This window comes from Actinomadura sp. RB99, assembly GCF_014706005.1.
GTDB lineage: Bacteria > Actinomycetota > Actinomycetes > Streptosporangiales > Streptosporangiaceae > Spirillospora.
Map to the genome: position 1 here is coordinate 31,583 of NZ_JABMCA010000062.1, position 24,986 is coordinate 56,568.

Here is a 24,986-nt window from a genome sequence, read left to right on the forward strand (position 1 = left end):
CTCCGCGGTGCACCGCGACCCGCGCCGTCGTGACGGGCGGGGCGGGTCAGCCGTGGGTGGTCGGGCGGTCGTGGCGGGGGGCGGGGGCGACGGGGACGTCCTCGTCGGTCTGCGGGGTCTCCTCGCGGCGCGCGTTGCGGCGCGCGCGGACGGCCCTGGTCAGCGGCTCGACGCCGCGCGCGAGCACGGGTCCGGCCACCGCGAGGATGAGGACGTACGCGGCGGCGAGCGGGCCGAGGCGGGCGTTGGTGCCGGCGCTGACCGCGAGCCCCGCGATGACGATGTTGAACTCGCCGTGCGGGATCAGCGCGACGCCGGCGCGCAGCCGCCCGGTGACCGCGACGCCGGCGCGGCTCGCCGCGAACCAGCCGGTGGCGAGCTTCGTGCCGATGCTCACCAGCGCCAGCAGCGCGGCGATGCCGAGCACCGGGGGCAGGTCGTGCGGGTCGGTGTGCAGGCCGAAGAAGACGAAGAACACGGCGGCGAACAGGTCGCGCAGCGGCGACAGCAGCTTGTGGGCGGTGTGCGCGAGCGACCCCGACAGCGCGATCCCGACTAGGAACGCTCCAACGGCCGCCGACACCTGCAGCTGCTGCGCGATCCCGGCGACCAGCAGGGTCAGGCCCAGCACCTTCAGCAGCAGCACCTCCTCGCTCGGCGAGGAGACGAACCGCTCCACCCAGGCGCCGTGCCGCAGCGCGACGAACAGGATCACCGCGATCGTGGCGGCGGCGACCGCCAGCGCCACGGCGCCGCCGACCAGCCCCGCCCCCGCGAGCAGCGCGGTGAGGATCGGCAGGTACGCCGCCATCGCGAGGTCCTCGAACACCAGCACCGACAGCAGCGCGGGCGTCTCCCGGTTGCCGAGCCAGCCGAGGTCGCCGATCACCTTCGCGGTGATGCCGGACGAGGTGACGTAGGTGATGCCGCCCATCGCGACCGCCGCGACCGGCCCCCAGCCGAGCAGCAGCGCCGCCGCGACGCCGGGCGCCGCGTTCAGCGCCATGTCGGCGAGGCCGACCGGCGCGGACGTGCGCAGCGTGCCGACCAGCTCGTCGGCGGTGTACTCCAGGCCGAGCGTGAACAGCAGCAGGATGACGCCGACCTCGGCGCCGATGGACACGAAGTCCTCGCTGGTCGTGAGCGGGTAGACGCCGCCGGACCCGAACGCGAGGCCGGCGATGAGGTAGAGCGGGATCGGGGAGATCGAGAAGCGGACGGACACGGCGCCGAGCATGCCGAGGGCCAGGATGATCGCGCCGAGTTCGATGAGCTGGACGGCCGACTCCATGCGGGGTCAGCCGTCGGCGAGGATCGCGGCGACGGCCGCCGTGCCCTCGCCCGTCCCGACGACCACCACCACGTCGCCGGCGGCGAACACGAAATCGGGCCGGGGGCTGGCGAACACCTGCCCCTCGCGGACCACCGCGACGATGGACGCGCTGGTCCGGGTGCGGGCCTGGGTGTCGCCGAGCGGGCGGCCGACGTAGGGCGAGCCCGGCGCGATCGGCAGCTGCTCGGTGACCAGCCCCTCGACCTGCCGGTGCAGCTCGGCGAGGTGCTCGACGATCCGGCCGGTGCCGAGCAGCTCGGCGATGGCGTTGGCCTCCTCGGCGGTCAGCGCGACCGTCGCGACGCAGCTGTCGGGGTCCTCGCGGTCGTAGACGACGAGGTCGCGGCGGCCCGACCGGTGGGAGATGATGCCGAGCTGCCGGCCCCGCTCGGTCGTCACGACGTGTTGCAGGCCGATCCCCGGCAGGGCGGTCCGTTCGACGTCCACGGTGATGCGTCCTTCCCTCTCTGGCGGCCCCCTCAGGTGGCCCTCTCCGGCGGCCACCGCCCGGCCCGTCGCCGCGGCAGGTCACGGGACGGTAACCGGCAAGACCGGCCATCATCGCAGATAACGGACGCCGGGGTCACCTCCCGTCCCGGCCATCATCCCCCGCCGCGCCCCAGGTCAGCGCGGGCGGGCGGGCTCGTCGAGGACCAGGTCGGGGCCGAGCGCCGCGAGGGCCGTCGGGGTGAGCCCGAACATGCCGCGGAACGTCCCGCTGAGATGCGACGGCGACGCGAACCCCGCGTCGGCGGCGGCGCGGGTGAAGTCGTGGCCGGCGGCGAACGCCTCGGCGACCCGCAGGATCCGCGCCCACTGCACGTAGCGGCGGAAGCTGGTGCCGGCCTGGTCGGAGAACGTCCGCAGGAAATGGGAGCGGGACAGCCCCGCCTCGCGCGCTGCGGCCTCCGCGCGCTGCGGCCGCGCCGGATCGTCGCGGATCCGCGCGGCGACGCGGGCGATGCGCGGGTCGCGGGGCTTCGCGACGGGGATGCTGGCCGCCGCGAGCAGCCGCTCGACGTCCACCTCGTCGCGGGCGGCGAGGTCGATGAGCTCGGCCTCGCTGTGGTGGTCGCTGCCGAACCCGCCGGCGGTGCGCCGCATGCCGCCGAGGCACCGGGCCATCCGCGCGGACGTCGGGTCGAAGAAGCAGAACAGCATCCGGCCCGTCCCGCCGACGACCTCGTGCCGGACCCTGGCGCGGAACAGGAAGCTGCGGACGGTGCGGACGGGCAGGCCGTCGGCGCGGACGGTGAAGGGCGCGTCGAGGCCGACGCCCAGGCAGGCCACCGCCGTGGAGTGCGGGCCGAGCCCGAGCGAGGGCCCGACGTAGACGACGTGCCCGAGCCGGACCCACAGCCGCACGGGAGCGCACGTTCGTGGAAGCGCCGGTGCGGCCATGCGGTGAAGCATAAGCGCCGTGAACACTCGCGAACACAGCACCGGTACCAGGCCCTTCGACCAGTCCACCGGCACGCCCACCGGCACGCCCGCCGCCACGCCCGCCGCCACGCCCGCCGCCACGCCTGCCGACGAGCCGGACCGCGGCGCGCTCGCGTCCGCGCTGCGCGGCCTCGCCGCCGGCCGGATCGTGCTCGGCGCCGCCGCCATCGTCGCGCCGCACGCGATGGCCAAGGCGTCCGGGGTGCGCCCGTCACCGGAGCTCGGCTACATGACCCGCGTCTTCGGGGCGCGGGCGATCGCGCTGGGACTCGGGTACCTGACCGCGCCGGGACCCGAGCGGTCCCGCTGGCAGCGGCTGGCGCTGCTGGTCGACACCCTCGACACCGCCCACGGCGCCGCCCGGCTCGCCCGCGGCGGCCTCCCGCGCCCCACCGCGCTGGGGTACACGGCGCTGACCGGCGCGTACATGGCGATCGGCGCGACCCGCCTGGTCCGCGACCTGTCCTGACCACCGGCGCCGGCGCACGCCGGGCGGCTCCTGCGGCAGTGGCGGGACCGGTCCAGATCGTGGCGATGCGGGAGACGTACGGCCGCTCGCGGGGCCCGGGAGGAGAGGCTCGCATATGCGGGGGCGGAATGCGCTCGGAGAAGACGTCCGGCCGTCCCGAACCTCGGTGGGACGGCCGGACGCCTCAGCCCGCTCTACCAGTGGTGCCCGTGGTCGCCGTGGTCGCCGTGGTCACCCCAGCCGCCGTGGTGGCCGTGGTCGCCGTGGTCGCCCCAGCCGCCGTGGTGGCCGTGGTCGTCGTGGTCGCCCCAGCCGCCGTGGCCGCGGTCCCGGACGCATCTGTGCCAGTAGGGGTCCCAGTGGGTGCCCCACGGGCAGTGACGCGGATACGCCCGGGCGGCCGTGGCCGTCTCCGCCGCGCTCGCCGAAGCGGAGGCGGGGGCGAACGCGGCCAGGCCGGCCGCCATGGTCAGGCCGGCGGCGGTCAGCACCGCCGAGCGCAGCGGACTCGGGATCTTCATTTCTCCTCCAGGGGTTCGGGGCCCTTCCGGGGCCCGTGCTTCCTCACCTCCTCTACCCGCTGCGCAACCGCGCGACTACTCGCCGTAAGTAGATCCTTAAGCCTCTGACCAGCTCATTCGACGCTCCGGCGGGATCGGCGGACGGGCGTTGAACGCCGTCGGACGCGGCGCCGTAACACCTCCCGTAGATCGTCATCTCGGGAGCTGGAGGGCTCATGAGGCGCCGGAACGCCGCGAGGGAACGTCGTCTGCGTACCGTGGTCGGAACGAGCGTGGCGGTCGCCGGCGCGGCCGGGCTCGTCGCCGGGTCGCTGTACGCCGTCCACACCGGAGATGGGCCGCAGGCGGCGAAACTCGCCGGCGACGCCCAGACACGGAACGCACAGGCCGGGGGCGCGCGGGCCAATGGCGCACAGGCCGGGGGCGCGCGGGCCGGGGGAACGCAGGCGCGGGCGGCGGCGCTCGCGGCGCGGGTCGCCGGGCGGCTCGGCGGCCGCACGGCCGGCGGGTACCTGGACGCGGCGGGACGGCCCGTCGTCACGGTCGCCACCGCGGCGGACGCGGCGATGGTGCGGTCGGCGGGCGCCGTGCCGAAGATGCTGCGGACGAGCCCCCGGACCCTGGCCAGGACGACGGCCGCGCTCCGCCGGTCGATGGCGGGGACGCCCGGCACCGGATGGGCCGTCGATCCGGCGACGTCGCAGGTCGTGATGTGGGTCGACGACTCGGTGAAGGGCGCGCGGATGGCCGGGGTCCGCCGCGAGGCGGCGAGCATGGGGCCGGCGGTGCGGATGGTGCGGGTCCCGGGGCGGCTGCGCACCCTCGCGCTCGGCGGCGACGCGATCTTCGGGGGCGGCGCGCGCTGCTCCCTGGGCTTCAACGTGCAGCGGGAGGGGCAGCCGTTCTTCCTCACCGCCGGGCACTGCGGGAACATCGTGAAGGACTGGACCGCCGACCAGGAAGGCGCGCAGGCCCTCGGCACGACGGTGCAGAGCGACTTCCCGGGCAACGACTTCGCGCTCGTCCAGGCGACGGACGGCGGGCAGAGCGCGGTCGACCTGCACGACGGCACCGCGCAGCCGATCGCGAAGGCCGCGGACGCGGTGGTCGGCCAGCAGGTCGCGCGCAGCGGGAGCACGACGGGCGTCCACACCGGGCGGGTCACGGCGGTCGGCGCGACGGTGAACTTCCCCGAGGGGACGGTCACCGGCATGATCCAGACGACCGTCTGCGCGGAGCCGGGCGACAGCGGCGGGCCGCTGTTCAGCGGGAACACCGCGCTCGGGCTGACGTCGGGCGGGTCGGGCGACTGCCGGACCGGCGGCGTCACGTTCTTCCAGCCGGTCACCGAGGCGCTCCAGACGTTCGGCGCGCAGCTGCCCTGAAGCGGGCGCCGGGGGCGCGCGGGCGCCGCGTCACATTACGCGGGCCCGCCCCGTCATGGAGGTATCAGCATCGACACCGCCATGAGGAGATCACCATGAGCGCCCGGATCGACTTCTACGAGAGCGACGTGGCCATGAAGGTCGCGAAGTACCTGAACTCCGCGGGCAGGGCCCTCGCCGACACGAGCCTCCCGGCCGCGACGCAGGAGCTGGTGAGGATCCGCGCGAGCCAGATCAACGGCTGCGGCTTCTGCCTCGACATGCACACCAAGGACGCCGCGGCCGCCGGGGAGACCCAGCAGCGGATCAACCTGGTGGGCGCGTGGCGGGAGGCCACGGTCTACACCGACGCCGAGCGCGCGGCGCTGGAGCTGACCGAGGAGGGCACGCGCCTCGCCGACGGGTCCGGGGTCAGCGACGAGACCTGGGCGAACGCCGCCAAGCACTTCGACGAGGAGCAGCTCGCCGCGCTGGTGGGGCTCATCGCCGTGATCAACACCTACAACCGGCTCAACGTCATCACGCAGCAGCCCGCCGGCGACTACCAGCCCGGCCAGTTCGGCTAGGCCAGGGCACGGCGCGGGCCAGCTCACCCCCGAGTACGCCGACGCCCTCGTCGACCGCCTCGTCCTCGTCACCGGGGCCTGATCGGACCGGGCGGAGCCGGCGGCACCAGGAAAGGCATTGTCGGGATACAGGCGACTCTGGATACTTGGCGAATGATGTCCTCGATCGTGGCATTCGTCGGCGCGGCGTTCCTGATCGCGATGGTCCCCGGTCCCAGCACCGCCGTGATCCTGCGGCGCTCGGTGATGCACGGCCGCGTCAACGGCATGGCGACGGTCCTGGGCAACGAATGCGGGGTGTTGCTCTGGGGCCTCGCCGCCGCGTTCGGCCTGTCGGCCCTGCTGCTGGCCTCGCGCCTGGCCTACGACGCGATGCGCATCACGGGCGCGGTGGTCCTCGTCTACATGGGGGCGCGCGCGCTGTGGAAGGCACGGCACAAGGCCGACGCGGACGAGGAACCGGCCCCGGCCGCGGCCGTCTCGCACGGGCGCGCGTTCCGGCAGGGCCTGATCACCAACTTCGCGAACCCGAAGGCGGGCGTGTTCGCGGTGTCGTTCCTGCCGCAGTTCGTCCCGCACGGCGCGCCCGTCCTGGCGACGCTCGTCCTGTTCTCGGTGATCTGGGCCGTCGTCGACATGATCTGGTACCTGCCGATGGTCTGGCTGGCCGGACGGGCCCGCGCGCTGCTGCAGCGCGCGTCGATCCGCCGCCGGATGGAGCAGGTCTCCGGGCTCGTCCTCCTCGGCCTGGGCATCCGCCTGGCCGCCGAGTCCTGACGCGCCGGCCGCCCTATCGGTAGCCGCGCTTGAGCAGGAACTTCGCGCCCGCCGCGTAGCCCTCGGGGCTGAGCAGCCCGAACCCGAACGCGTCGGCGAGCCGGTCGGTGGTGTTGAAGGCGGCGCAGACCGCCAGGGCGTCCCGGACCTGCTCGGGCGACGCCCCGGCGTCCAGCACCTCCCGCACGTCACCGGCGCCGACCTCGCCGTCCCGCGTCAGCGTGCCGAGCATCCGCAGCGCCGCCCGCAGCGGCTCCTCGACCGGCGGCGCCTCCAGGTCGGCCAGCACCGCCGCGACCCGCGCCGCGTCCCCGTACGCCTGCGTCGCGGTCGCGGTGTGCGCGCCGACGCAGAACGCGGACCCGTTGACCTTCGACACGTACGCCGCCATCAGCTCCCGGTCGCCGACCGACCAGGCGGACGGCCCGCGCATCGCCTCGTGGGTGAACTCCTTGGCGAGCGCGCCGTAGAAGTCGGGCCGGTAGAACGTCACCTTCGCGGCGTCCGGCAGCGGACGGCCGGAGAACAGCCGGACGGCGGCGAACAGCAGCCTGGCGCCGGGGCGGTAGCCGCGGTTCAGGACGTCAAGGCGCATGATCCGGCCTTTCCTCGGCGGTCGCTTCGGCCAGGGCCGCGAGCCCGGCCTCGTACATCCGGGAGGACCGGCCGACGGCGGCGCACACCACCAGCTCGAACAGCTCGTCCTCGGTGCAGCCGGACGCCTTCGCCGCGGCCAGGTCCGCCTCGGTGACCTGCGCCGGGCTGTCGGCGACCTTGCCGATCAGCGCGTCCAGCGGCGGCGCGAGCCCCTCGTTGCGGAACGCGCGCGCCCGCAGCTCCGCGGACGCCCTGCCGTCCCCGTGCAGCACGCGGTCGACCAGCGCGTCGTGCACCGCTCGCTTCCTGTCCTCGGCCGGCATGGCGCCCCCCTGTGCGGCTCGGGCCATCTGCCTACACCTCATAGACGATCGGCGCCCCCCGCATGTGACACGACCGCCCATCCACACCTACCCGACGCCTGCCCGGGCTAGCCGATCTCCAGGACGAGCTTGCCGCGCGCCCGCCCCGACAGGCTCAGCTCGGCGGCAGTACGCCAGTCCTCCAGCGGGAACGCGCCGGCCACCGGAACCGAGAAGCGGCCTTCGGCCGCGAGCGCCGCGTACTCGCCGAGCACATGGTTGCTCACGACGCCCTCGCCGCCGGGTCCGCTGAACCGCACGCCGAGTTCCTTGGCCGCGTCGAAGTCGCTGACCGTCAGCACCTGCTCCGGCGCCCGGACGGTGCGCACGAGCGCGGGCAGCGCGCCGCCGACCGGCGCCGCGTCGAAGGCGAGGTCGACCGGCCCGCCCGCGAGCGCCGCCACGCGCTCGGCCATGCCGTCTCCGTACCCGGTGACCTCGGCGCCCGCGGACCGCAGCGCGCCGGCGTAGGTCTCACCGGCGGTGGCGACGACCCGCGCCCCGCGCTGGAGCGCCATCTGCACCGCCGCGTACCCGACGGTGGATCCGGCGCCGTGCACGAGGACGGTCATGCCGTCGCGGACGCCCAGGGCGTCCAGGCCCCGGTAGGCCGTCTCGACCGCCATCGGCAGTGCGGCGGCGCCGGCCGGGTCGAGCCCCGCCGGCCGCGGGAACCACGTGTCGAGGAGCGCCTGCTCGGACGCGCCGGCGGTCGGTCCGGTGAAGGGCGCCGGGCCGAACACCGGGTCGCCGATCCCGGTGCCGGCCACGCCGTCGCCGACCGCGTCGACCGTGCCGGAGACCTCGAGCCCGATACCGCGCGGCAGGGCGCCGGGGAAGAGCCCGCCGCACAGCGCCCAGTCGGCCGGGGTCAGCCCGCACGCCTCGACGGTGACGCGGACCTGGCCGGGGCCGGGCACGGGCGGTTCGGCGTCGTCGAGCCTCAGGACGTCGAGCGCCGGGCCGTGCTCGTGGAAGCGAAGGGTGCGCATGGAACCTCCTCGGAAGCAGTGACAGCAGATGCTGTCGTCACCTTCCACGCTAGCAGAGTGATGACAGCATCTGCTGTCGCTATACTCGCGGGCATGGCACGCTGGGAGGGCGACACCCGGGGCCGCCTCGAACGGGCGGCCCTGGAGCTGTTCGACGAGCAGGGCTACGACCGGACGACGGTCGCGCAGATCGCGCGGCGCGCGAACCTCACCGAGCGGTCGTTCTACCGCTGGTTCAGCGACAAGCGCGAGGTGCTGTTCGGCGGCGATGAGCTCGAGGAGCGGTTCCTCGCCGCGATGGACGCCGTTCCGGCGGGCACCGGCGCGCTGCCGACGCTGCTGGCCGCGTTCGCCGCCGCGCCGGAGGTGCTCCGCCCCCGCGACTTCCTGGCGAGGCGGGCGGGGGTCATCGCGGCCAACCCGCCGCTGCGCGAGCGCGAGCTGATCAAGCTGGTCTCGCTGTCCGAGGCCCTCACCGCGGCCCTGGTCCGCCGCGGCTGCGAGCGGAGGACGGCGCGCCTCGCCACCGACGCCGGCCTCGCCGTCCTCCGCCTGGCGACCGAACGGTGGACGGCCGACGAGGAGACCGACTTCGCCGAGGCCCTGCGGGCCGGCGCGGCGGACCTCCGCGCCGTCATCACCGAAGCCGCCCCGCCCGACGCGTGATCATCTCCACGGCGTACGCCCGGCAGGGGCGCCACGTCCGGTCGAGAGCCGGAGATGTAGCGTGCGCTCCGTGAACGAACTGCGCTTCCGAGGCAAAGATCGGTACCGCCCGTCATGGCCGCACTTCGCGGCGCTGGGCCTCGGACTCGTCGTCGAGGGCGCTCTGACCTTCACCCGGCTCGGCCTCGCCGGCTCCTGCTGGCTGCTGGGCGGGACGGTCGCGCTCGTCGCGCTCGGCATCTCCCTGTCGCTCCGGAGCGAGACCACGGTCGGGGCCGCCGGAATCACCATCTCCTCGGGTATCGGGCGGAGCCGTTCCTACCCCTGGCAGGAGATCCGGTGGATCGACGTCCGCGAGACCGAGAGCCGGTACGGGCGGGTGCTCGCGGCCCGGATCACCCTCGCGGACGGGCGGCGCCGCACGCTGCCCGCGCTCCAGCACAGCCCCCGCTACCCCGATCCCGATTTCCGCGCGGACGTCCAGCGAGTGATCGACCGGTGGGAGGCGAGCACGGACCCGGCCGCGCGAGTCCGGCCGCCGGAACGGTTGCGGAACCGGGTGACGCCCGAAGCCGTCGGGCTCGTCCTGGGCGTGCTCATCACGATCGTCGTCGTGCTCGGCGTCACCATGGGGGGCTAGCCGGGGCGCCGGGTGCCGCGGACCGGACGCGGAGCGCCGGCAAGGACGCCTTCCCGCAGCACCTCTTCGTCCAGGCGGCGATGACCGCCTCCTGATCGTCGAGGCGCGGCGGGGCGCCGTCACGGGCGCGCCCCGCCGCGCGTCGGCGGGACGGTCAGCGGCGGTAGAGGTTGAACTTGTCCTCGCCGATGCGCTCACGCAGCGCCGGGTCGTCGACGCCCTGGCCCTCGCCGGTGGCGCCGCACAGGACGGCGACCTTGCCGATGTGCTGGTTCGTCTGGACGGCGCGGGTCGCCTCGCCCGCCTCGTCCAGCGGGAACGACTTCGACAGCGTCGGGTGGATCATGCCGAGCGAGAACAGCCGGTTCACCTCGACGGCCTCGTGGTAGTTGAAGCCGTGCGAGCCGATGATGCTCTTCAGCCGCATCCACAGGAACCGGTTGTCGTACTCGTGCTTGTAGCCGGTCGACGAGCCGCAGGTGACGATCTTGCCGCCGCGCTTGGCGACGTAGACGGACGCGCCGAACGTCTCGCGGCCGAGGTACTCGAACACGATGCCGGGGTCCTCGCCGACGAGGCCGCGGATCGCCTCGCCGAGGATCCGGCCGGCCTTCGGGTTGCGCAGGCCCTGCTCGCCGAGGTTCAGGTCGTTGCGGTTGATGACGTGCTCGCAGCCCTGCGCGCGGACGATGTCCGCCTTCTCCTCGGAGGAGACGACGCCGACCGGGATGCCGCCGCCGTTGCGGACGAGCTGCGTCGCGAACGAGCCGAGCCCGCCGGTCGCGCCCCAGATCAGCACGACGTCGCCCTGCTTCATGCGGGCGCCGTGGGTGCCGACGAGCATCCGGTACGCGGTCGCGGCGCACAGCGTGTTGGAGCCCGCCTCCTCCCAGGTGAGGTGCGCGGGCTTCTTGATGAGCTGGTTCGCCTTGACGATGCAGTACTCGCCGAGCGACCCGAAGTTGGTCTCGAAGCCCCAGGCGAGCTGCGACTCCGACATCATGCCGTCGTCGTAGGAGCCGTGGTCCTCCTCGTCCACGTAGGACGGGGACAGGACGACCTTGTCGCCGACCTTCCAGCTCTTCACGCCGCTGCCGGTGCGGACGACGACGCCGGAGCCGTCGGAGCCGAGGATGTGGTACGGCAGGTCGTGGCGGGCGCCGTACCAGCCCTGCCGGCCGAACTTCTCCAGGAACGCGAACGTCGGCACCGGCTCGAAGATCGCCGACCAGACCGTGTTGAAGTTGATCGCCGCCGCCATCACCGCGACCACGCACTCGTCGGGCGCCAGCTCGGGCATGTCGACCTCGCCGACGTGCAGGGACTTGCGCACGTCCTTGTCGGTCTGCCCGTCGAAGATGCCGACCTCGTCCTTGCGGGTGAACGCGGCTCGGAACCGGGTCGGCAGGTCGATCTCCTGCAGCTCGGGTCCGCTCGCTCCGGACCGGACGGCGTCGAGCAGGTCGTGGGCCATGGGTGTCCTCCGTGGAACGACGGGTGGGGGGCGCGGCCCTCAGCGGGCCAGAGTTGACCGTGCCGCGGTCCGGGCGCGGCCGGACGCGTCCGCGTCCCGGCCGTCCGCGGGCCGCCGGGTGGCGCCGTCCGCGCCCGCGGCGCGTCCGGCGAGCCGGCCCTCCAGGTGCGCGGCGAGGATCTCCACGCCCGGCGGGTCCAGCAGGTTCAGGTGGTGCACCCCGGGGATCGTGACGATCTCCAGGTCGGAGCAGAGCCCGCCGAAACCGTTGGTTCCGTCGAGCACGTAACGCGCGTCGCGCACCGCCCAGGGGGTCTCTTCGGGCGCGTAGTAGAGGATGACCCGGCCGTCGTAGGGCTCGGGCCGGTACGCCTCCAGGGATCGGGTGTCCTGGTGAGACGTGAGCTGGTGGGTGAGGGCCGCGGGCGGGATGTAGTCCACCAGCGGCGCCGCCCGCTCCATGACCAGCGCGAACTGCGCCTCCTCGTCCAGCCCGGACAGCTCGTCGTAGGTGAGCGTGACGTCCAGGCCGTACGTCTCGTTGATGTAGTCGGCGAACGCGGAGAACCGGCGGGCGAGGGTGTCGGACTCGTCGTCCACGGGGAGGGGGATGCCCGCGTCGAACAGCGCGACGAACTCGACGTCGCGTCCGGCCGCGCGGAGCTGCCGCGCGGTCTCGTAGGCGAGGACGCCGCCGAACGACCAGCCGCCGAGCCGGAACGCGCCCTCGGGCTGCGCTTCGAGCAGGTGCTGGACGTAGCGGGCGGCGCGCTCCTCGACGGACGGCGCGTCCTCGAACCGCTCCAGGCCGTAGACGGGCTGGTCGTCGCCGAGCAGGTCGATGAGCTGCCGGTAGCAGGCGGTGGTGCCGCCGGCGGGGTGCGCGATGAAGATCGGCCGGCGGTCCCCGGTCGGCTTGAGCGGCCGGACGGTCTGCCGGGCGGCCTCCTCGTCGGCGGCCCGGATGACCTCGGCGACGTTCTCCGCGGTCGGCACCTCGAACAGCTCGCCGCGCGTCACCTCGCCGCCCAGTTCGGCGGCGACCATCGCGACGACCCGGTCGGCCTGGTGCTCCTGCCCGCCGAGGTCGGCGAAGAAGTCGGCGGTGACGCCGACGCGGTCGAGGCCGAGGACGTCCTCGAAGATCCGGACGGCGAGGCGCTCGGCGGCGTCGCGCGGCATCACGTAGCCGGACTCGGCGTTCGACACCGCGCTCGACGCGGCCGGGGCGGCGGCGCCGGCGAGGCCCAGCTCGCCGGACGCCCACTCCTCGAACACGTTCACGCTCGCGCCCTGCAGCAGCACGGACGGCGGGACGGTCAGCCCGAGGTCGTGCTCGACGCCGCTCTTGATCCGGACGGCGACGAGCGAGTCCAGGCCGAGGTCGGTGAGCGGGACGGCCGGGTCGAGGCGCTCGGGGTCGAACCCGAGGACGGACGCGATCCGGTACCGGATCCGCGCGGCGATCAGCGCGCGGGCCTCGGCGGGGTCGAGCTCCTTGAGCGCGTCGACGCCGGGCCAGTCGCCCGCGTCGTCGGCGCCGCGCTCGGCGGCGGCCTCGGTCAGCGCCGCGAAGTACGGCATGGAGCGAATCTCGGGGAACAGCTCGACGGCCGTGACGGGGTCGAACCGCAGCACGCCCGTCGCGGTCAGGCCGTGCGCGAGGACCGCTTCGAGGGCCTCGGCGCCCTCCTCGGGGCTGATCGGGTCGATGACGGTCACCGCGGTCTCGGCGGCGCCGCCGACGCGCGACCAGGTGCCCCAGTTGATCGTGGTGCCGGGGCGGCCGTGCGCCCGCCGGTACGCGGTGAGCGCGTCGATCGCCGCGTTCGCCGCCGCGTAGGCGGCCTGGCCGGGCGAGCCGAGCAGCGCGGCCGCCGACGAGTGCACGGCGAACCAGTCGAGGTCCGCGTCCCAGGTGGCGTCGCTCAGCCGCCTGGCGCCCTCGACCTTCGCCGTCCACACCCTGTGGAGATCCTCGGCGCCGAGGTCGGCGATCAGCCGGTCGTCGATCGCGCCGGCGCCGTGCACGACGCCGCGCAGCGCCAGGCCGCCCTCCCGGGCGGCCTCGACGAGGCGCTCGGCGGTGCCGGGCGCGGCGATGTCGCCGAGGACGACGCCGACGTCCACGCCGCTCTCCCGCAGCTTCGCGATCACCTTCTCGGCGTCTGCGCCGGGACCGGACCGGCCGGACAGCACGATGCGCCCGGCGCCGCGCTCGGCCAGCAGCCGCGCGGTGACCAGGCCGATCCCGCCGTACCCGCCGGTGATGACGTAGGCGCCGCCGCGCCGGACGATCTTCTTGGGCTTCGCGTCCCCGGCCGGGAGGGCGGCCTGCGCGAGGCGCGCGACGTACCGCCTCCCGCCGCGCCAGGCGACCTCGCGGGCGTCGCCGCCGCCGAGCAACTCGCCGACGAGGTCCGCGGGGCGGTCGACGTCCACGAGCGTCGCCCGCTGGACGGTCCGCTCGAACGCCAGGACGCGGGTCAGCGCGGCGGCGAACCCGTGCCCGGGCTCGCCGGCCTCGCCGTCCAGGACGGGGACGGCGCGGTGCGTCGCGACGTACAGGCGCGGGCCGTCGGGCAGCGAGCGGCTCGTCTCCGCGATGGCCAGCACGAGGTCCTCGTCGAGGAGGTCGGCGGACGGGACGAGGACGACGCCCTCCACCCCGGACGTGTCGCCGAGGTCGGCGAGGTCGCGGCGGACGGCGCGGTGGCCGCGCTCCTCCAGCCCGGCGGCGGTCGCCGCGGCGAGCGCGTCGCCGTCCTCGGCGAGGATCAGCCAGGCGCCGTCACCCTCGCCGGTCTCAGGGGCCTCGGACTCGTCCCACACCAGCTCGACCAGCTTGTCCGCGACGGGGACGGGGACGTCGTGGCGCTCGGTGCGGCGCAGCACGATGCCGGTCGCCTCCACGAGGACCTCGCCGTCCGCGCCGAGCAGCAGCACGGAACCGGTCATCTCGCCGTCGTCCTCGGCCGCCGCCGCGCGGACGTGCCCGCCGCGATGCGCGGGCCCGTGCACGCGCAGGCTGCCGATCGTCTCGGCGAGCCAGACGCCGCCGCCCGCGACCGCCGCCGCCTCCGCCGACAGCGCGGCCAGGCAGCGGTCGAACACCTCGGGGTGCAGCCGGTAGTGCCGCGACCCGCGCTCGGCGCCCGCGACCTCGGTCGCCGCGCCGTGCTCCGGCGCGGGGGCGGGACGGGCGTCCTCGCCGACGTCCGCGCTGGCCAGCCGCGCCCACGTGCCCGCGGGCGTCAGCGCGTGCACCTCGACGCGCTGCTCGGCCTCGGCGAACGTCGTCGTCACGGTCGTGTGCTCGGTGAGCGCGAGCGGGCGCTCTATCCACAGGCTGTTGACACGGACCGCGTCGGTGCCGAGCGCCGTCGCGCCCGCCGCGAGCGCCATCTCCGCGAACGCCGCGACCGGCAGCGCGGGCAGGCCGTGCACGGTGAGACCGGACAGCCACGGCTGCGCGTCCAGGCCGACGTCGGCGCGCCAGGCGTGCCGGTCCTCGCCGGGCAGCTCGACGTGCGCGCCGAGCAGCGGATGCTCGTCGCGGCCGCCGCGGTTGCGCGTGGACAGGTCGACCCAGTGGCGCTCGTGCCGCCACGGCGACTGCGGGACGTCCACGATCCGGCCGTCGGCGGGCGGCGCGACGGCGAGGCCGTGCGCGGCGAGCGTCGCGAGCTGCGCGTGGAACGTCAGGGTGTCGTCGGTTTCCTGGCCCTTCGGCGCGCGCTTCAGCGTGTGCGTGACCAGGGCGCCGCTGCCGCCGAGCGTCTCGCCGACCGCGTGCGCAAGGATCGGGTGCGCGTTGACCTCGACGAACGTCCGGAACCCGTCCTCGGCCGCCGCCGACACCGCGTCCGTCAGCCGGACCGGGTTGCGCAGGTTCGCCGCCCAGTACTCGACGTCCAGGCGGGCGTCCGCGCCGTCGAACGCGCGCGGGTCGGGCAGCGCCGTCGTGTAGAGCCTGATGCCGTCCGCGAGCGGCGTGCCGGGTTCGAGACCGACCTCGGCGAGCTGCTCGCGCAGGTCGGGCAGCAGCGGGTCGACCTGCGGGGAGTGCCCGGCGCCCTCCGCCTGCACCATGCGGGCGAGGCGGCCCTCCGCCTCCGCGCGCTTCACAACCTCCGCGACCTGGTCGGCGTCGCCCGTCACGACCGTCTGCTTCGGCGACGAGTGCACCGCCGCGTACACCTCGGGCAGCCCGTCCGCCAGCCGCTCGACCTCCTGCGCGGACGCGCCGAGCACCGCCATCGCGCCGCCGCCGACCAGCCGCGTCAGCAGCTTCGACCGCCGCACGATCACCCGCACGCCGTCCTGCGGGGTGAGCGCGCCCGCGACGACCGCCGCCGCGACCTCGCCCATCGAATGCCCGATCACCGCGCCCGGCACGACGCCGTACGACGCCCACATCCGCGCCAGGCCGAGCTGGATCGCGAACAGCACCGGCATCGTGTCGGCCGGGCCGTCCGGCTTGCGGCCCTCCTCGAGCAGCGACCACAGGTCCGGGCCGCCCTCCTCGGCGAACAGGCCGTCCAGGTCGTCGATCGCCTCGGCGAACGCCGGCTCCTCCTCCAGCAGCCGCTGCGCCATGCCCGCGCGCTGCGCGCCGTACCCGGAGAACACCCAGACCGGACGTCCCGGGACGCCGAGCGCCGACCCCATCACCACGCCGGGGTGCGGGCGGCCCTCCGCGAGCGCCTTCAGGCCCTCGACCAGGCCGGCGCGGTCGCGGGCCGACACCGCCGCGCGGGACCGTCCCCGGCCGCCGCGCCGGTGCAGCGTCCGCGCCACGTCGGCGAGCTTCACGTCATCGCGGTCCGCGACCCACTCCGCGAGGAGCGCGGCGTGGTCGCGGACGCGGTCGTCGCTCGTGTCGGACAGCGGGAACGTCCGCACCACCGCCGGCCGGCTCACGACCTCCTGCGCCGGAGCCTCCTCCAGCAGCACGTGCGCGTTCGTCCCGCCGAACCCGAAACCGGACACGCCCGCCCGCGCCGGGTGGCTCCGCTCCGGCCACGGCGTCTCGTCCGCGACCACCCGGAGCCGCAGCTCGTCGAACGGGATGTGCGGGTTCGGCTCCTTGTAGTGCGCGCTCGCCGGGATCACCTTGTGGTGCAGCGCCAGGACGGTCTTGATCAGCCCCGCGACGCCCGCCGCCGACTCCATGTGGCCGAGGTTGCTCTTCGCGGACCCGATCAGCAGCGGCTCGTCCGCCGCGCGGCCCGCGCCCAGCACCTCCCCGACGGCCTTCGCCTCGATCGGGTCGCCGAGGAACGTGCCCGTCCCGTGCGCCTCGACGTAGTCGACCTCGGTGGTCTCCACGCCCGCCGCCGCGTACACATCCCGCAGCAGCGCCCGCTGCGCGTCCGAGTTCGGCGCCACCAGGCCGTTGGACCGCCCGTCGGAGTTGACGCCCGAGCCCTTGATCACCGCGAGGACCCGGTCGCCGTCGCGGACCGCGTCCGACAGCCGCTTCAGCACCACCGCGCCGCAGCCCTCCGCGCGGACCATCCCGTCCGCCGACGCGTCGAACGCCTTGCAGTGCCCGTCCCTGGCCGTCGCGTCCGCCAGGTCGAACGTCATCGTCACCGTCGGCGACAGCAGCACGTTCACGCCGCCCGCGAGGGCCACGTCCGCCTCGCCGCTGCGCAGCGCCTGCACCGCCAGGTGCGTCGACACCAGCGACGACGAGCACGCCGTGTCGACGATCATGCTCGGGCCGCGCAGGTCCAGCAGGTACGACAGCCGGTTCGCGATGATGCTCAGCGCCGCGCCGGTCGCCGTGAACGGCTCCAGCGACGCCAGGTCCGACGCGGTGAACGCCGCGTACTCCGGCGCCGAGACGCCCACGAACACGCCGGTGCGGCTGCCGCGCAGCGACGCCGGTCCGATCCCCGCGTGCTCGAACGCCTCCCACGCCACCTCGAGGACGAGCCGCTGCTGCGGGTCCATCACCGCCGCCTCGCGCGGCGTGATCCCGAAGAACCCCGCGTCGAACTCCGCCACGTCGTCCAGGAACCCGCCGAGCCGCGTCGTCCTCGCCAGCAGGTCGCCGACCTCGGGGGACCCGTCGTCGAACGCGTCCCAGCGGCCGTCCGGCACCTCCCGGATCGCGTCGCCACGGCCCGTCAGGAACCGCCAGTACTCCGCCGGCCCGGTCAGGTCGCGGTCACCGCCGGGGAACCGGCAGCCGATCCCGACCACCGCGATCGGCTCGTCGTCCCGGGCCGCCGCCCGGGCCGGCACCGCCGCCGGCTCCGCCTCGGCGGCGTCGGCGCCGCCCGCCAGCGCACAGGAGAGCTTGCTGATCGTCGGGTGCTCCCACACCAGCGTCGCGGGAAGGGCCCGGCCCAGCATCTGCTCGAGGTCGCCCGCGATCGCCACCGCGTCCCGCGACGCCAGCCCGAACTCCTCCAGGGGACGGTCCGGGTCGACCTCGGCCTCGGCGATCCTGGAGCGCCGCGCGATCTGCTCGATGAGGTGCCGGCGAATCGCGTCCTCGCCGATCCGTGGGTCGCCCTCCGCGTTGTCCCGCGCGGCTCCGGAACGATCGTTGCTCTGCATGCGGTGGGTTCCCCCCATGAAACCGGGATCGTTCATCGAAGCGGAGGGACCACTTTGTCCTACGGTGACCGGCTCACGATGCGCATCCAGACCACTTTTCTCCCCGGCCACTTGTCACGGTGATGACAAGACTCGGCAGTAACCAATGTGGCCTGATGGGATAGTTGAGGGACTCTGCCCTAACCGTGGGCCGAGTGACCGGATGCCAACCAATAGTAACAATAGCCACGAACGCTTTTAGGGGGAAGCGGCGGATTTCCCGGCGGCACGGGACCCCCGCCGCAGGATCAGGTGACCCGGGGCCGATACCGATGGGCGCTGGCGGTGGTGGCCGTCAGCGCGTTCATGACCACCATGGACAACACGGTGGTCTTCACCGCCCTGCCCAGGATCATGGCCGACCTCGGCATGTCGTCCTCCGCCAAGGACTGGGTCGCCACCGGCTACATCCTCATGTTCTCCTGCCTGATGATCACCGGCGGGCGGCTCACCGACCTCTACGGCTGCCGCGTCACCTTCACCACCGGAATGATCGTCTTCACCTCCGCCTCGGCGGTCTGCGGCCTCGCCCACACCTCCGAGGTGCTCATCCTCGCCCGCATCGTCCAGGGCGGCGGCGCCGCGCTCGTCCTTCCCGCCACGCAGGTCATGGTCACCGTCGGGCGCAACGACAAGCAGCGCTCCATCGGGAACATCGTCTTCATCGGCGCCGCGTCCAGCGCCACCGCGCTCGGCCCCACCATCGGCGGCATCATCGTCGAGCACTTCCACTGGGGCTGGATCTTCCTCATCAACATCGTCCCCGGAATCCTCGTCATCCTGCTCGGCGCGGTCGTCCTCACCGGCCGCAGCAAGAACCCGCACGCCCGCATCGACCTGCCCGGCGTGCTGATCTCCGCGACGATGCTGTTCGCCTTCATCTACGGCCTGGAGGACGGCAACAAGCACGGCTGGGCGGACCCGTCCGTCCTCAGCACCTTCGCGCTCGGCGGCATCGCGCTCGTGTGCTTCATCGTCGTCGAGAGCTGGGCCCCCGACCCGATGATCGACCTGCGGTTCTTCCGGAACCGCGTCTTCTCCGGCGGGCTGGTCTCGCAGATGCTCTACGGCATCGGCTTCAACGGCATGATGTTCTACTCCCAGCCGTTCCTGCAGCGCTTCCTCGGCTTCTCACCGCCCGAGGCCGGGCTCGTCATGCTGCCCCCCGCCCTCACGATCATGGTGCTGACCCCGGTCGCGTTCCTCCTCGCCACCAAGATCGGCCCTCGCCCCGCGATCGGCGCCGGCATGGCGCTGATGGGCGTCGGCATGATCCTGTTCTCCACCCTCGAGATCGGCGACGGGTACGCGGACCTCATGCCGGGGGTCCTCCTCGTCGGCGTCGGCGCCGCCCTCGCCATGCCGCTCGTCATGTACGTCCTCAAGGCCGTGCCCGAGAAGCGCGCCGGCGTCGCCAGCGGCGTCATCAACGTCATCCGCGAGGCGTCCGGCGCGTTCGGCATCGCCATCGTCGGCCTGCTCATCCAGACCGTCCCCGACGAGGGCGCGAGCGCCCGGGCCCTCGAATCCTTCCGGCACGGCACCTCCTCCGGGCTCGCCCTCGGCGCCGCCCTCGTCCTCATCGGCGGCGTCATCAGCGCCCTCACCCTGCCCAGCCGGCGCGGCTGGACCGGCCCCAAGCACGGCAAGCAGGCCCCCCTCGTCGCCGAACCCGCCGCCGCCCGTCCCGAACCCGCCCTCGCGACGGCCACCGCCACCGCCACCGCCACCGCGACCCCCCGCGACCCGCTCCCTGTCGTCCCGGGCCCGGACCCCGTCGGCGCCGTCCCGTCCGCCGACCCCGTCCCCGCGCCCATCCCCCTCAGGACGGAAACGGATCCCATGGCCGCACCGCGCACCCCCGGCCCGCACTGGTGGAGCGACACCCCCGACGACGACGCGCCCGCCACCTGGCGCCCCACCCCGCCGGACGCGACGTCCCCCTGGCAGGACTGGGCCGACACCGCCATCCCCACCTGGACCACCCCCGCCGAGGAGCCCCCGCCGCCGCCCACCAGCAAGTGGTTCGACGACGAGTCCGCCGCCCGCTCCCGCGGCACCCTCCCGCCCGACGACGACCCCCTCGCCACGCTCCCCGACCGCTGGACCCCGGGCGGCTCCCCCCTCTCCGCCCCCACGCCCAGCTCGGAGCCCATAGCCCACGCCCTCCTCCAAGAACTGGCGTCCCGCGGCAAGAGCCCCTCGACCACCGGAACCCCGCCCCCCGAACCGAGCGTTCCAGAGCCCGCGACCCCCGAATCGCCGGAGGCGGCCCTCCCCGACGGCGAGCCTCCGGCCCCCCTCACCCCTGGCCCCGAGACCGCCGCCCCCGAGGACGACGGCACGGCCCCCACCGACGGCACCCCAGCACCGGCCGCCGACACCCCCGTCCAACCAGTGGACGCCGAGCGCGACCCGGCACTCAGGACGTCACATCCGGAGACCGTGAACGTCGAGCCGGCGGCGCCCCGGACGCAGGCCCCCGCCCCGACGACGACCGCGAGGTCAGAGGCACCCGACCCCCAGGACGATGGCGAGGCGCCGCCGAACCGGGCCGCCTCGCGCGAGACCGCACGTCCGCGCGGCGACCAGCACGTCAACGGGCCCACCGCACCGCCACCACCGGTCACCTCGAACCAGGACGGCACCGACCCTCTCGGCGCGACGACGACCGCGGAAGAGCAGGCCGGCGGGCACGGCGCCGTCGCGCCGCCGCCGGTTGCCTCGAGCTCGGAGGGCGCCGACCCGCTCGACGAGCGACACGGTCCCGGCGAGGCCGTGACGCCCGAGGGTTCCGAGACCGGCGGCGTGGGGCAGCAGGCCCCGGAGGACGAGCCTCGTGAGGCGGGCGCTCTGGGCGGGGAGCCCGGGGACGCCTGGGTGGCCGGACGCGGAGGCGCCGCGGCCGCGGCAGGACCCGACGGGGACGGGGCGGTCGCCGAGGAGGTTCCGGAGGTCGGCGGGCCGGGGTGGCCTCCGCCGCCGCCGGACGGATGGCTGTACACGCCGTACGTGCCCGAGGACGACGACCCGTCCGGCGAGCCGTCGGTCAGTCCGCGTAGCGACGCCTGGTAGGGAGCTGCCGTGAGCCGAATCGTGATCTTCGCCGCGGGTTCGCGGGGGGACGTCCAGCCGTGCGTGGCGCTCGGGCGGGCGCTGCTGGAGCGGGGCGACGAGGTCCGGCTCGTCGCGAGCGCGCGGTACGCGCCGATGGCCGTTGCGGCGGGGCTCGAGTTGGCGCCGCTGACGGCCGATCCGACGGAGATCCTGGAGTCGGACGCGGGGCAGGAGCTGCTGGCGGGCGGGCGGAACCCGGTGAAGTTCCTCGGCGGGTTCCGGCGCATCCTCGGGCCGATGGCGGAGCGGCTGCTGGGCGAGTGCCTGGACGCGTGCAAGGGCGCCGATCTGATCCTGGGTCCGACGCTGGGGTTCCTGCCGGAGCACATCGGCGCGCATCTGGGCGTGCCGCGGGCGCTGATCCATTTCCAGCCGAGCCAGCCGACGGGGGCGTTCCCGCATCCGTTCGTGCCGCAGGCGCGGATGCTGGGCCGGTGGGGGAACCGGGCGAGCTTCGGGGCGGTCGACCAGATCGCGTGGCAGCTGTCGCGCCCGTTCATCAACCCGTGGCGGGACGAGCGGCTGGGCCTGCCGCGGCTTCCGCTGCGCGGCCTGCGCCGCGACGGGACGACGGTGCTCGCGTGCTTCAGCGAGGCGGTGGTGCCGCGTCCGAAGGACTGGCCGGCGAGCGTGCACATGACCGGGTACTGGTTCCTGGACGAGCCGGAGTGGGAGCCGCCGGAGGAGATCGCGGCGTTCCTGGAGGCGGGCCCCGCGCCCGTCTACGTCGGGTTCGGGAGCATGGTGCCGAAGGACGCGGAGATGACCGGGCGGGCCGTCCGGGCGGCGCTGCGGCTGGCCGGTGTGCGCGGCGTGGTGCAGGGCGATCCGGAGACGTCGGACGACGAGGTCCTCGCGGTGCGGGACGTCCCGCATTCGTGGCTGTTCCCCAGGATGTCGGCGGTCGTGCACCACGGCGGTGCCGGGACGACGGCGGCGGGCCTGCGGGCGGGGGTGCCGACGGTGGTGTGCCCGTTCTTCGGCGACCAGCCGTACTGGGGGGAGCGGGTCGCCGCGCTGGGCGCCGGGCCCGCGCCGCTGCCGTTCCGCGCGATGACGGTGCCGCGGCTCGCGCGGAAGCTGCGGCGCGTCGCCGAGGACCAGGAGATGGCCGACCGGGCGTACGAGGTGGGCCGGCGGATCCGGGCGGAGGACGGCGTGGGCCGCGCCCGGGACGTCATCGACGGGCTGCTGCGCTGAGGGTCAGTCGGAGCTCCACGTCCAGCCGTCGCCGTCGGGCGACGGGACGATCCGGCGCTTGACGCGCGGGGGCCGGACGGGGCGGGGCTGCGGCTGGCCGTTCGCCCACGGGGCCCACGGAGCCTGCGGCCGCTCCGTACGGGCCGCGGGCGCGTGCGCCGCGGGCGCGTGCGCGGCCGACGGGTGCGGGTCGCGGAACACCAGTTGCGGGCGTTCGCCGTCGGGCGGTCCGCTGGGGGTGGGCTGCAGGGCCGGCTGGAAGGCGTCGTTCGCGTCCAGCACCGGCGCCGCAGGCACAGCGGGCGCGGGAGGCGCGGCGGGCGCGGGAGGCGCGGCGGGGGCCGGGGGCGCGGGCGTCTCGGGCGTGCCCTGCTCCCAGTGCATCCGGTACGGGTACGGCTGCGCCTCGGGCAGCGGCGGCGGGACGGCGACGGTCGCGGCCCCCGCACCGGCGGCGGCCACGCTGTGCTCCCGCAGGTCCATCTTGGCGTGCAGGAACGCGAGCGGGCCCGGCAGCCACCAGTTCGCCTTGCCCATGAACCGCATGGTGGCGGGCACGAGCAGGGACCGGACGAGCGCGGCGTCCACGACGACGGCGACGAACATGCCGACGCCGATCAGCTTCACGACGGTGATCCCGGCCATGCTGAACGCGCCGATGACGACGAGGAACAGCAGCGCGGCGCTGGTGATGATCCCGCCGGTGTGCTGCATGCCGCGGGCGACGGCGGCGCGGTTGTCGTGGGTGCGGTCCCACTCCTCGCGGATCCGGCTGAGCAGGAAGACCTCGTAGTCCATCGACAGGCCGAACACGACCGCGAGGATGAGGATCATGCTCGTGGCCTCGACGCCGCCGGTCGGGGTGAAGTCCAGGACGCCGGCGAGGTGCCCGTACTGGAACCCCCACACGATCGCGCCGAACGACGCGCCGATCGACAGGACGTTCATGACGATGGCCTTCAGCGGCAGCACCACCGAGCCGAAGAACATGAACAGCAGGAGGAACGTGGCGAGCCCGACGGCGATCGCCATCTTCGGCAGGCTGCGCATCAGGCTGGACATCAGGTCCATCTGCGCGGCGGTGCTGCCCCCGACGTCGATGTGCATCGGGTAGCCGTCCTTGACGAGGCTCATGCCGCGGATCCGTTTGACGAGGTCCTGGGCGTGCTCGTCCATCGGCTCGTACTTGTGCGTCACGGAGACGCGGACGCCGCCGTACGCGCCGGAGTAGCCGGTGAACTTCGCCTCGGTGACGCCCGGGAGCGCGGCGAGCTTCTTGCGGAAGTCCTCCAGGTAGGGCGGGATGTTGTCGCCCGACTTGGACGGCTTCCAGTCGCGCGGGATGAGGTCGCCGGAGATGACGACGTCGATGGGCTCGGCGGTGCCGTTCGGGAAGTCGGCCTTGACGTTCTCGACGACGGCGCGGGTCGCGCTGTCCTTCGGCAGGACGCGGGCGTCGATGCTGCCGAACTGGACGTGCAGGAACGGCCCGAACATGACGCCGAGGATCACCAGGACCACGGCGAAGTACGGCAGCGGGTGCTTCATGACGCTGTGGCCGAGCCGGTACCAGAAGCCGCTGTCGTGGTCGCGCTGCGCGCGCTTGGACGTGGGGCGCCGCCACGGCATCCGGCCGCCCTCGACGCGCGGGCCGAGGATGGCGAGGAGGGTGGGGAGCAGCACGGTCGCGCCGAACACGGCGACCATGACGGTGGCGATGCCGGCGAGCCCGATGGTGCGCAGGAACATCTGCGGGAACAGCAGCAGGCCGGCGAGCGCGGCGGACACGGTGACGCCGGAGACCATGATGGTGCGGCCGGCGGTCGCGAGGGTCGCGGCGAGGGCGTCCTCGCGGAGCGGCCGCATCGCCTCCCGGTGCGCCTTCTTCGCCGCCTTGCGCGCCTGCTTCCCGCGCTCCCGTTTCCAGGGTTTGCCGGGTGGTATCCCGTGCGCGGCCATGCCGCGCTGCAGTTCCTCGCGGAACCGGCTGATGATGAACAGCGAGTAGTCGATCGCGAGGCCGACGCCCATCATCGTGACGACCTCGAGCGCGAACGACGTCACGTCGGCGGCGTAGGTGACGACGTGCAGGACGGCGAGCCCGCCGATCATCGAGAACACCGCGACGAGCAGCGGCAGCGACGCGGCGACGACCGCGCCGAACAGCAGGATCAGCAGGATCAGCAGCGGCAGCGCGGTGATGGTCTCGGCGCGGACGATGTCGGCGGTGACCTGCTCGCCGAACTCCTGCCCGAGCGGGACGGCGCCGCCGAACTGAACGGTCAGCCCCGGCGCCTTCAGCCGCTCCTTGATGTCCTGGTAGTTCTTCAGCTTGGTCGGGTCGTCGCCCTTCAGCTTCACCGCGACGAACGTCTCGTGCTTGTCGCGGGACGCGAACGACGCCGCGTCCTTCTGGTCCAGCGCCCAGTAGGAGATGATCTCCTCGACGCGGTCCTTGGGGAGCCGCGCGACGGTGCTGATGACACTCGCCTCGTAGCGCGGGTCGTCGACCGTCATCGTGTCGCTCTTGTAGAGGACGAGGACGTCGGGGTTCGTGCTGCCGAAGTAGGTGGCGCCGAGCCGCGCGACGAGCGTCGAGGACGCGTTCGGGTCCTCGAAGCCGCCCGCCTTGAACTTCGCGAACACGCCGAGGCCCCAGGCGCCGGCGACGCCCGTCAGCAGCACGATGCAGACGAGGCTGACCCACCGTCGCCGGTGGATGAGACGCCCCAGCCCCGAGAGCATGGTCCTCCTGTGTCGTCGCGGCCGCGGGGCGCGGTGCCCCGCGGCCCCCTGTCGAGCCGATGCCCGTGTCGAGCCGATGCCCGTGTC

The 24,986-nt window shown here is 74.3% G+C and carries 18 protein-coding genes; 8 read left to right on the forward strand and 10 right to left on the reverse strand.

Annotated elements, in window-relative coordinates; genetic code table 11:
* Positions 1-46: 46 nt before the first annotated feature.
* The 3 genes from amrb99_RS37645 to amrb99_RS37655 all read right to left on the reverse strand — a co-directional run bounded on the left by amrb99_RS37645 (position 47) and on the right by amrb99_RS37655 (position 2,734).
* Positions 47-1,291 carry a cation:proton antiporter gene (locus tag amrb99_RS37645; protein ID WP_190865442.1) on the reverse strand — a complete coding sequence of 415 codons (1,245 nt, stop codon included), beginning with the start codon at positions 1,289-1,291 and terminating at the stop codon, positions 47-49.
* Between the two features lie 6 nt (positions 1,292-1,297).
* The gene (locus amrb99_RS37650; RefSeq protein WP_190865444.1) at positions 1,298-1,780 is read right to left on the reverse strand and encodes a cation:proton antiporter regulatory subunit; all 483 of its coding nucleotides are present in this window, start codon (positions 1,778-1,780) and stop codon (positions 1,298-1,300) included.
* 177 nt (positions 1,781-1,957) lie between these two features.
* Positions 1,958-2,734 carry an AraC family transcriptional regulator gene (locus amrb99_RS37655; RefSeq protein ID WP_190865446.1) on the reverse strand — a complete coding sequence of 259 codons (777 nt, stop codon included), beginning with the start codon at positions 2,732-2,734 and terminating at the stop codon, positions 1,958-1,960.
* Between the two features lie 19 nt (positions 2,735-2,753).
* Between amrb99_RS37655 and amrb99_RS50285 the strand changes: the two genes are divergently transcribed.
* A complete protein-coding gene (locus amrb99_RS50285; RefSeq protein WP_206700263.1) occupies positions 2,754-3,245 on the forward strand; it encodes a hypothetical protein in 492 nt (163 codons plus the stop codon).
* Positions 3,246-3,439: 194 nt separating this feature from the next.
* Here amrb99_RS50285 and amrb99_RS37665 read toward each other — a convergent pair whose 3' ends face one another.
* Positions 3,440-3,766, reverse strand: coding sequence for a hypothetical protein (locus tag amrb99_RS37665; RefSeq protein WP_190865448.1), 327 nt, complete (start codon positions 3,764-3,766; stop codon positions 3,440-3,442).
* Positions 3,767-4,023: 257 nt separating this feature from the next.
* On the opposite strand from amrb99_RS37665, the gene amrb99_RS51780 reads away from it, so the two are divergent.
* The 3 genes from amrb99_RS51780 (at position 4,024) to amrb99_RS37680 (ending at position 6,494) form a co-directional block, all read left to right on the forward strand.
* A complete protein-coding gene (locus amrb99_RS51780) occupies positions 4,024-5,151 on the forward strand; it encodes a S1 family peptidase (protein WP_190865450.1) in 1,128 nt (375 codons plus the stop codon).
* Positions 5,152-5,246: 95 nt separating this feature from the next.
* Positions 5,247-5,717: a carboxymuconolactone decarboxylase family protein gene (locus tag amrb99_RS37675; protein ID WP_190865452.1), complete on the forward strand. Its 471-nt coding sequence runs from the start codon at positions 5,247-5,249 to the stop codon at positions 5,715-5,717.
* Positions 5,718-5,870: 153 nt separating this feature from the next.
* Positions 5,871-6,494: a LysE family translocator gene (locus amrb99_RS37680; protein ID WP_190865454.1), complete on the forward strand. Its 624-nt coding sequence runs from the start codon at positions 5,871-5,873 to the stop codon at positions 6,492-6,494.
* A gap of 13 nt (positions 6,495-6,507) precedes the next feature.
* Here the strand turns inward: amrb99_RS37680 and amrb99_RS37685 are convergent, their stop codons facing one another.
* The 3 genes from amrb99_RS37685 to amrb99_RS37695 all read right to left on the reverse strand — a co-directional run bounded on the left by amrb99_RS37685 (position 6,508) and on the right by amrb99_RS37695 (position 8,445).
* Positions 6,508-7,089, reverse strand: coding sequence for a carboxymuconolactone decarboxylase family protein (locus amrb99_RS37685; protein ID WP_190865456.1), 582 nt, complete (start codon positions 7,087-7,089; stop codon positions 6,508-6,510).
* Positions 7,079-7,414 carry a hypothetical protein gene (locus amrb99_RS37690; RefSeq protein WP_190865458.1) on the reverse strand — a complete coding sequence of 112 codons (336 nt, stop codon included), beginning with the start codon at positions 7,412-7,414 and terminating at the stop codon, positions 7,079-7,081. Before amrb99_RS37690 ends, amrb99_RS37685 begins: the two co-directional genes overlap by 11 nt.
* A 107-nt stretch (positions 7,415-7,521) precedes the next feature.
* The gene (locus tag amrb99_RS37695; protein ID WP_190865460.1) at positions 7,522-8,445 is read right to left on the reverse strand and encodes an NADP-dependent oxidoreductase; all 924 of its coding nucleotides are present in this window, start codon (positions 8,443-8,445) and stop codon (positions 7,522-7,524) included.
* Between the two features lie 93 nt (positions 8,446-8,538).
* Between amrb99_RS37695 and amrb99_RS37700 the strand changes: the two genes are divergently transcribed.
* Both amrb99_RS37700 and amrb99_RS37705 read left to right on the forward strand, forming a co-directional pair.
* A complete protein-coding gene (locus amrb99_RS37700) occupies positions 8,539-9,111 on the forward strand; it encodes a TetR/AcrR family transcriptional regulator (RefSeq protein WP_190865462.1) in 573 nt (190 codons plus the stop codon).
* Positions 9,112-9,181: 70 nt separating this feature from the next.
* Complete coding sequence (locus amrb99_RS37705) at positions 9,182-9,751, forward strand: PH domain-containing protein (RefSeq protein WP_190865464.1); 570 nt, start codon at positions 9,182-9,184, stop codon at positions 9,749-9,751.
* A 154-nt stretch (positions 9,752-9,905) separates the two neighbouring features.
* On the opposite strand, the gene ccrA is transcribed toward amrb99_RS37705, so the two are convergent.
* Both ccrA and amrb99_RS37715 read right to left on the reverse strand, forming a co-directional pair.
* The gene (gene ccrA, locus amrb99_RS37710; RefSeq protein WP_190865466.1) at positions 9,906-11,225 is read right to left on the reverse strand and encodes a crotonyl-CoA carboxylase/reductase; all 1,320 of its coding nucleotides are present in this window, start codon (positions 11,223-11,225) and stop codon (positions 9,906-9,908) included.
* Positions 11,226-11,264: 39 nt separating this feature from the next.
* Positions 11,265-17,798: a type I polyketide synthase gene (locus amrb99_RS37715; RefSeq protein WP_190865468.1), complete on the reverse strand. Its 6,534-nt coding sequence runs from the start codon at positions 17,796-17,798 to the stop codon at positions 11,265-11,267.
* Between the two features lie 291 nt (positions 17,799-18,089).
* Here amrb99_RS37715 and amrb99_RS52760 point away from each other — a divergent pair, with 291 nt between their 5' ends.
* On the forward strand, positions 18,090-20,912 hold the full coding sequence (locus amrb99_RS52760) for a DHA2 family efflux MFS transporter permease subunit (RefSeq protein ID WP_347257022.1): 2,823 nt from the start codon (positions 18,090-18,092) through the stop codon (positions 20,910-20,912).
* A 9-nt stretch (positions 20,913-20,921) separates the two neighbouring features.
* Entirely contained in the window at positions 20,922-22,154 is a 1,233-nt protein-coding gene (locus amrb99_RS53460; protein WP_190865470.1) for a nucleotide disphospho-sugar-binding domain-containing protein, read from the forward strand.
* A 3-nt stretch (positions 22,155-22,157) separates the two neighbouring features.
* Here the strand turns inward: amrb99_RS53460 and amrb99_RS37730 are convergent, their stop codons facing one another.
* Positions 22,158-24,899 (reverse strand): MMPL family transporter, encoded by a 2,742-nt coding sequence (locus amrb99_RS37730; RefSeq protein ID WP_190865472.1) that lies wholly within the window; start codon positions 24,897-24,899, stop codon positions 22,158-22,160.
* Positions 24,900-24,986 lie beyond the last annotated feature (87 nt).

Excerpts from the sequence above, each read along its gene's own strand:
- amrb99_RS37645 (WP_190865442.1), bottom strand. The coding sequence starts at position 1,291 with ATGGAGTCGGCCGTCCAGCTCATCGAACTCGGCGCGATCATCCTGGCC.
- amrb99_RS37655 (WP_190865446.1), bottom strand. The coding sequence starts at position 2,734 with ATGGCCGCACCGGCGCTTCCACGAACGTGCGCTCCCGTGCGGCTGTGG.
- amrb99_RS37665 (WP_190865448.1), bottom strand. The coding sequence starts at position 3,766 with ATGAAGATCCCGAGTCCGCTGCGCTCGGCGGTGCTGACCGCCGCCGGC.
- amrb99_RS37675 (WP_190865452.1), top strand. The coding sequence starts at position 5,247 with ATGAGCGCCCGGATCGACTTCTACGAGAGCGACGTGGCCATGAAGGTC.
- amrb99_RS37680 (WP_190865454.1), top strand. The coding sequence starts at position 5,871 with ATGATGTCCTCGATCGTGGCATTCGTCGGCGCGGCGTTCCTGATCGCG.
- amrb99_RS37685 (WP_190865456.1), bottom strand. The coding sequence starts at position 7,089 with ATGCGCCTTGACGTCCTGAACCGCGGCTACCGCCCCGGCGCCAGGCTG.
- amrb99_RS37690 (WP_190865458.1), bottom strand. The coding sequence starts at position 7,414 with ATGCCGGCCGAGGACAGGAAGCGAGCGGTGCACGACGCGCTGGTCGAC.
- amrb99_RS37695 (WP_190865460.1), bottom strand. The coding sequence starts at position 8,445 with ATGCGCACCCTTCGCTTCCACGAGCACGGCCCGGCGCTCGACGTCCTG.
- amrb99_RS37700 (WP_190865462.1), top strand. The coding sequence starts at position 8,539 with ATGGCACGCTGGGAGGGCGACACCCGGGGCCGCCTCGAACGGGCGGCC.
- ccrA (WP_190865466.1), bottom strand. The coding sequence starts at position 11,225 with ATGGCCCACGACCTGCTCGACGCCGTCCGGTCCGGAGCGAGCGGACCC.
- amrb99_RS37715 (WP_190865468.1), bottom strand. The coding sequence starts at position 17,798 with ATGCAGAGCAACGATCGTTCCGGAGCCGCGCGGGACAACGCGGAGGGC.
- amrb99_RS37730 (WP_190865472.1), bottom strand. The coding sequence starts at position 24,899 with ATGCTCTCGGGGCTGGGGCGTCTCATCCACCGGCGACGGTGGGTCAGC.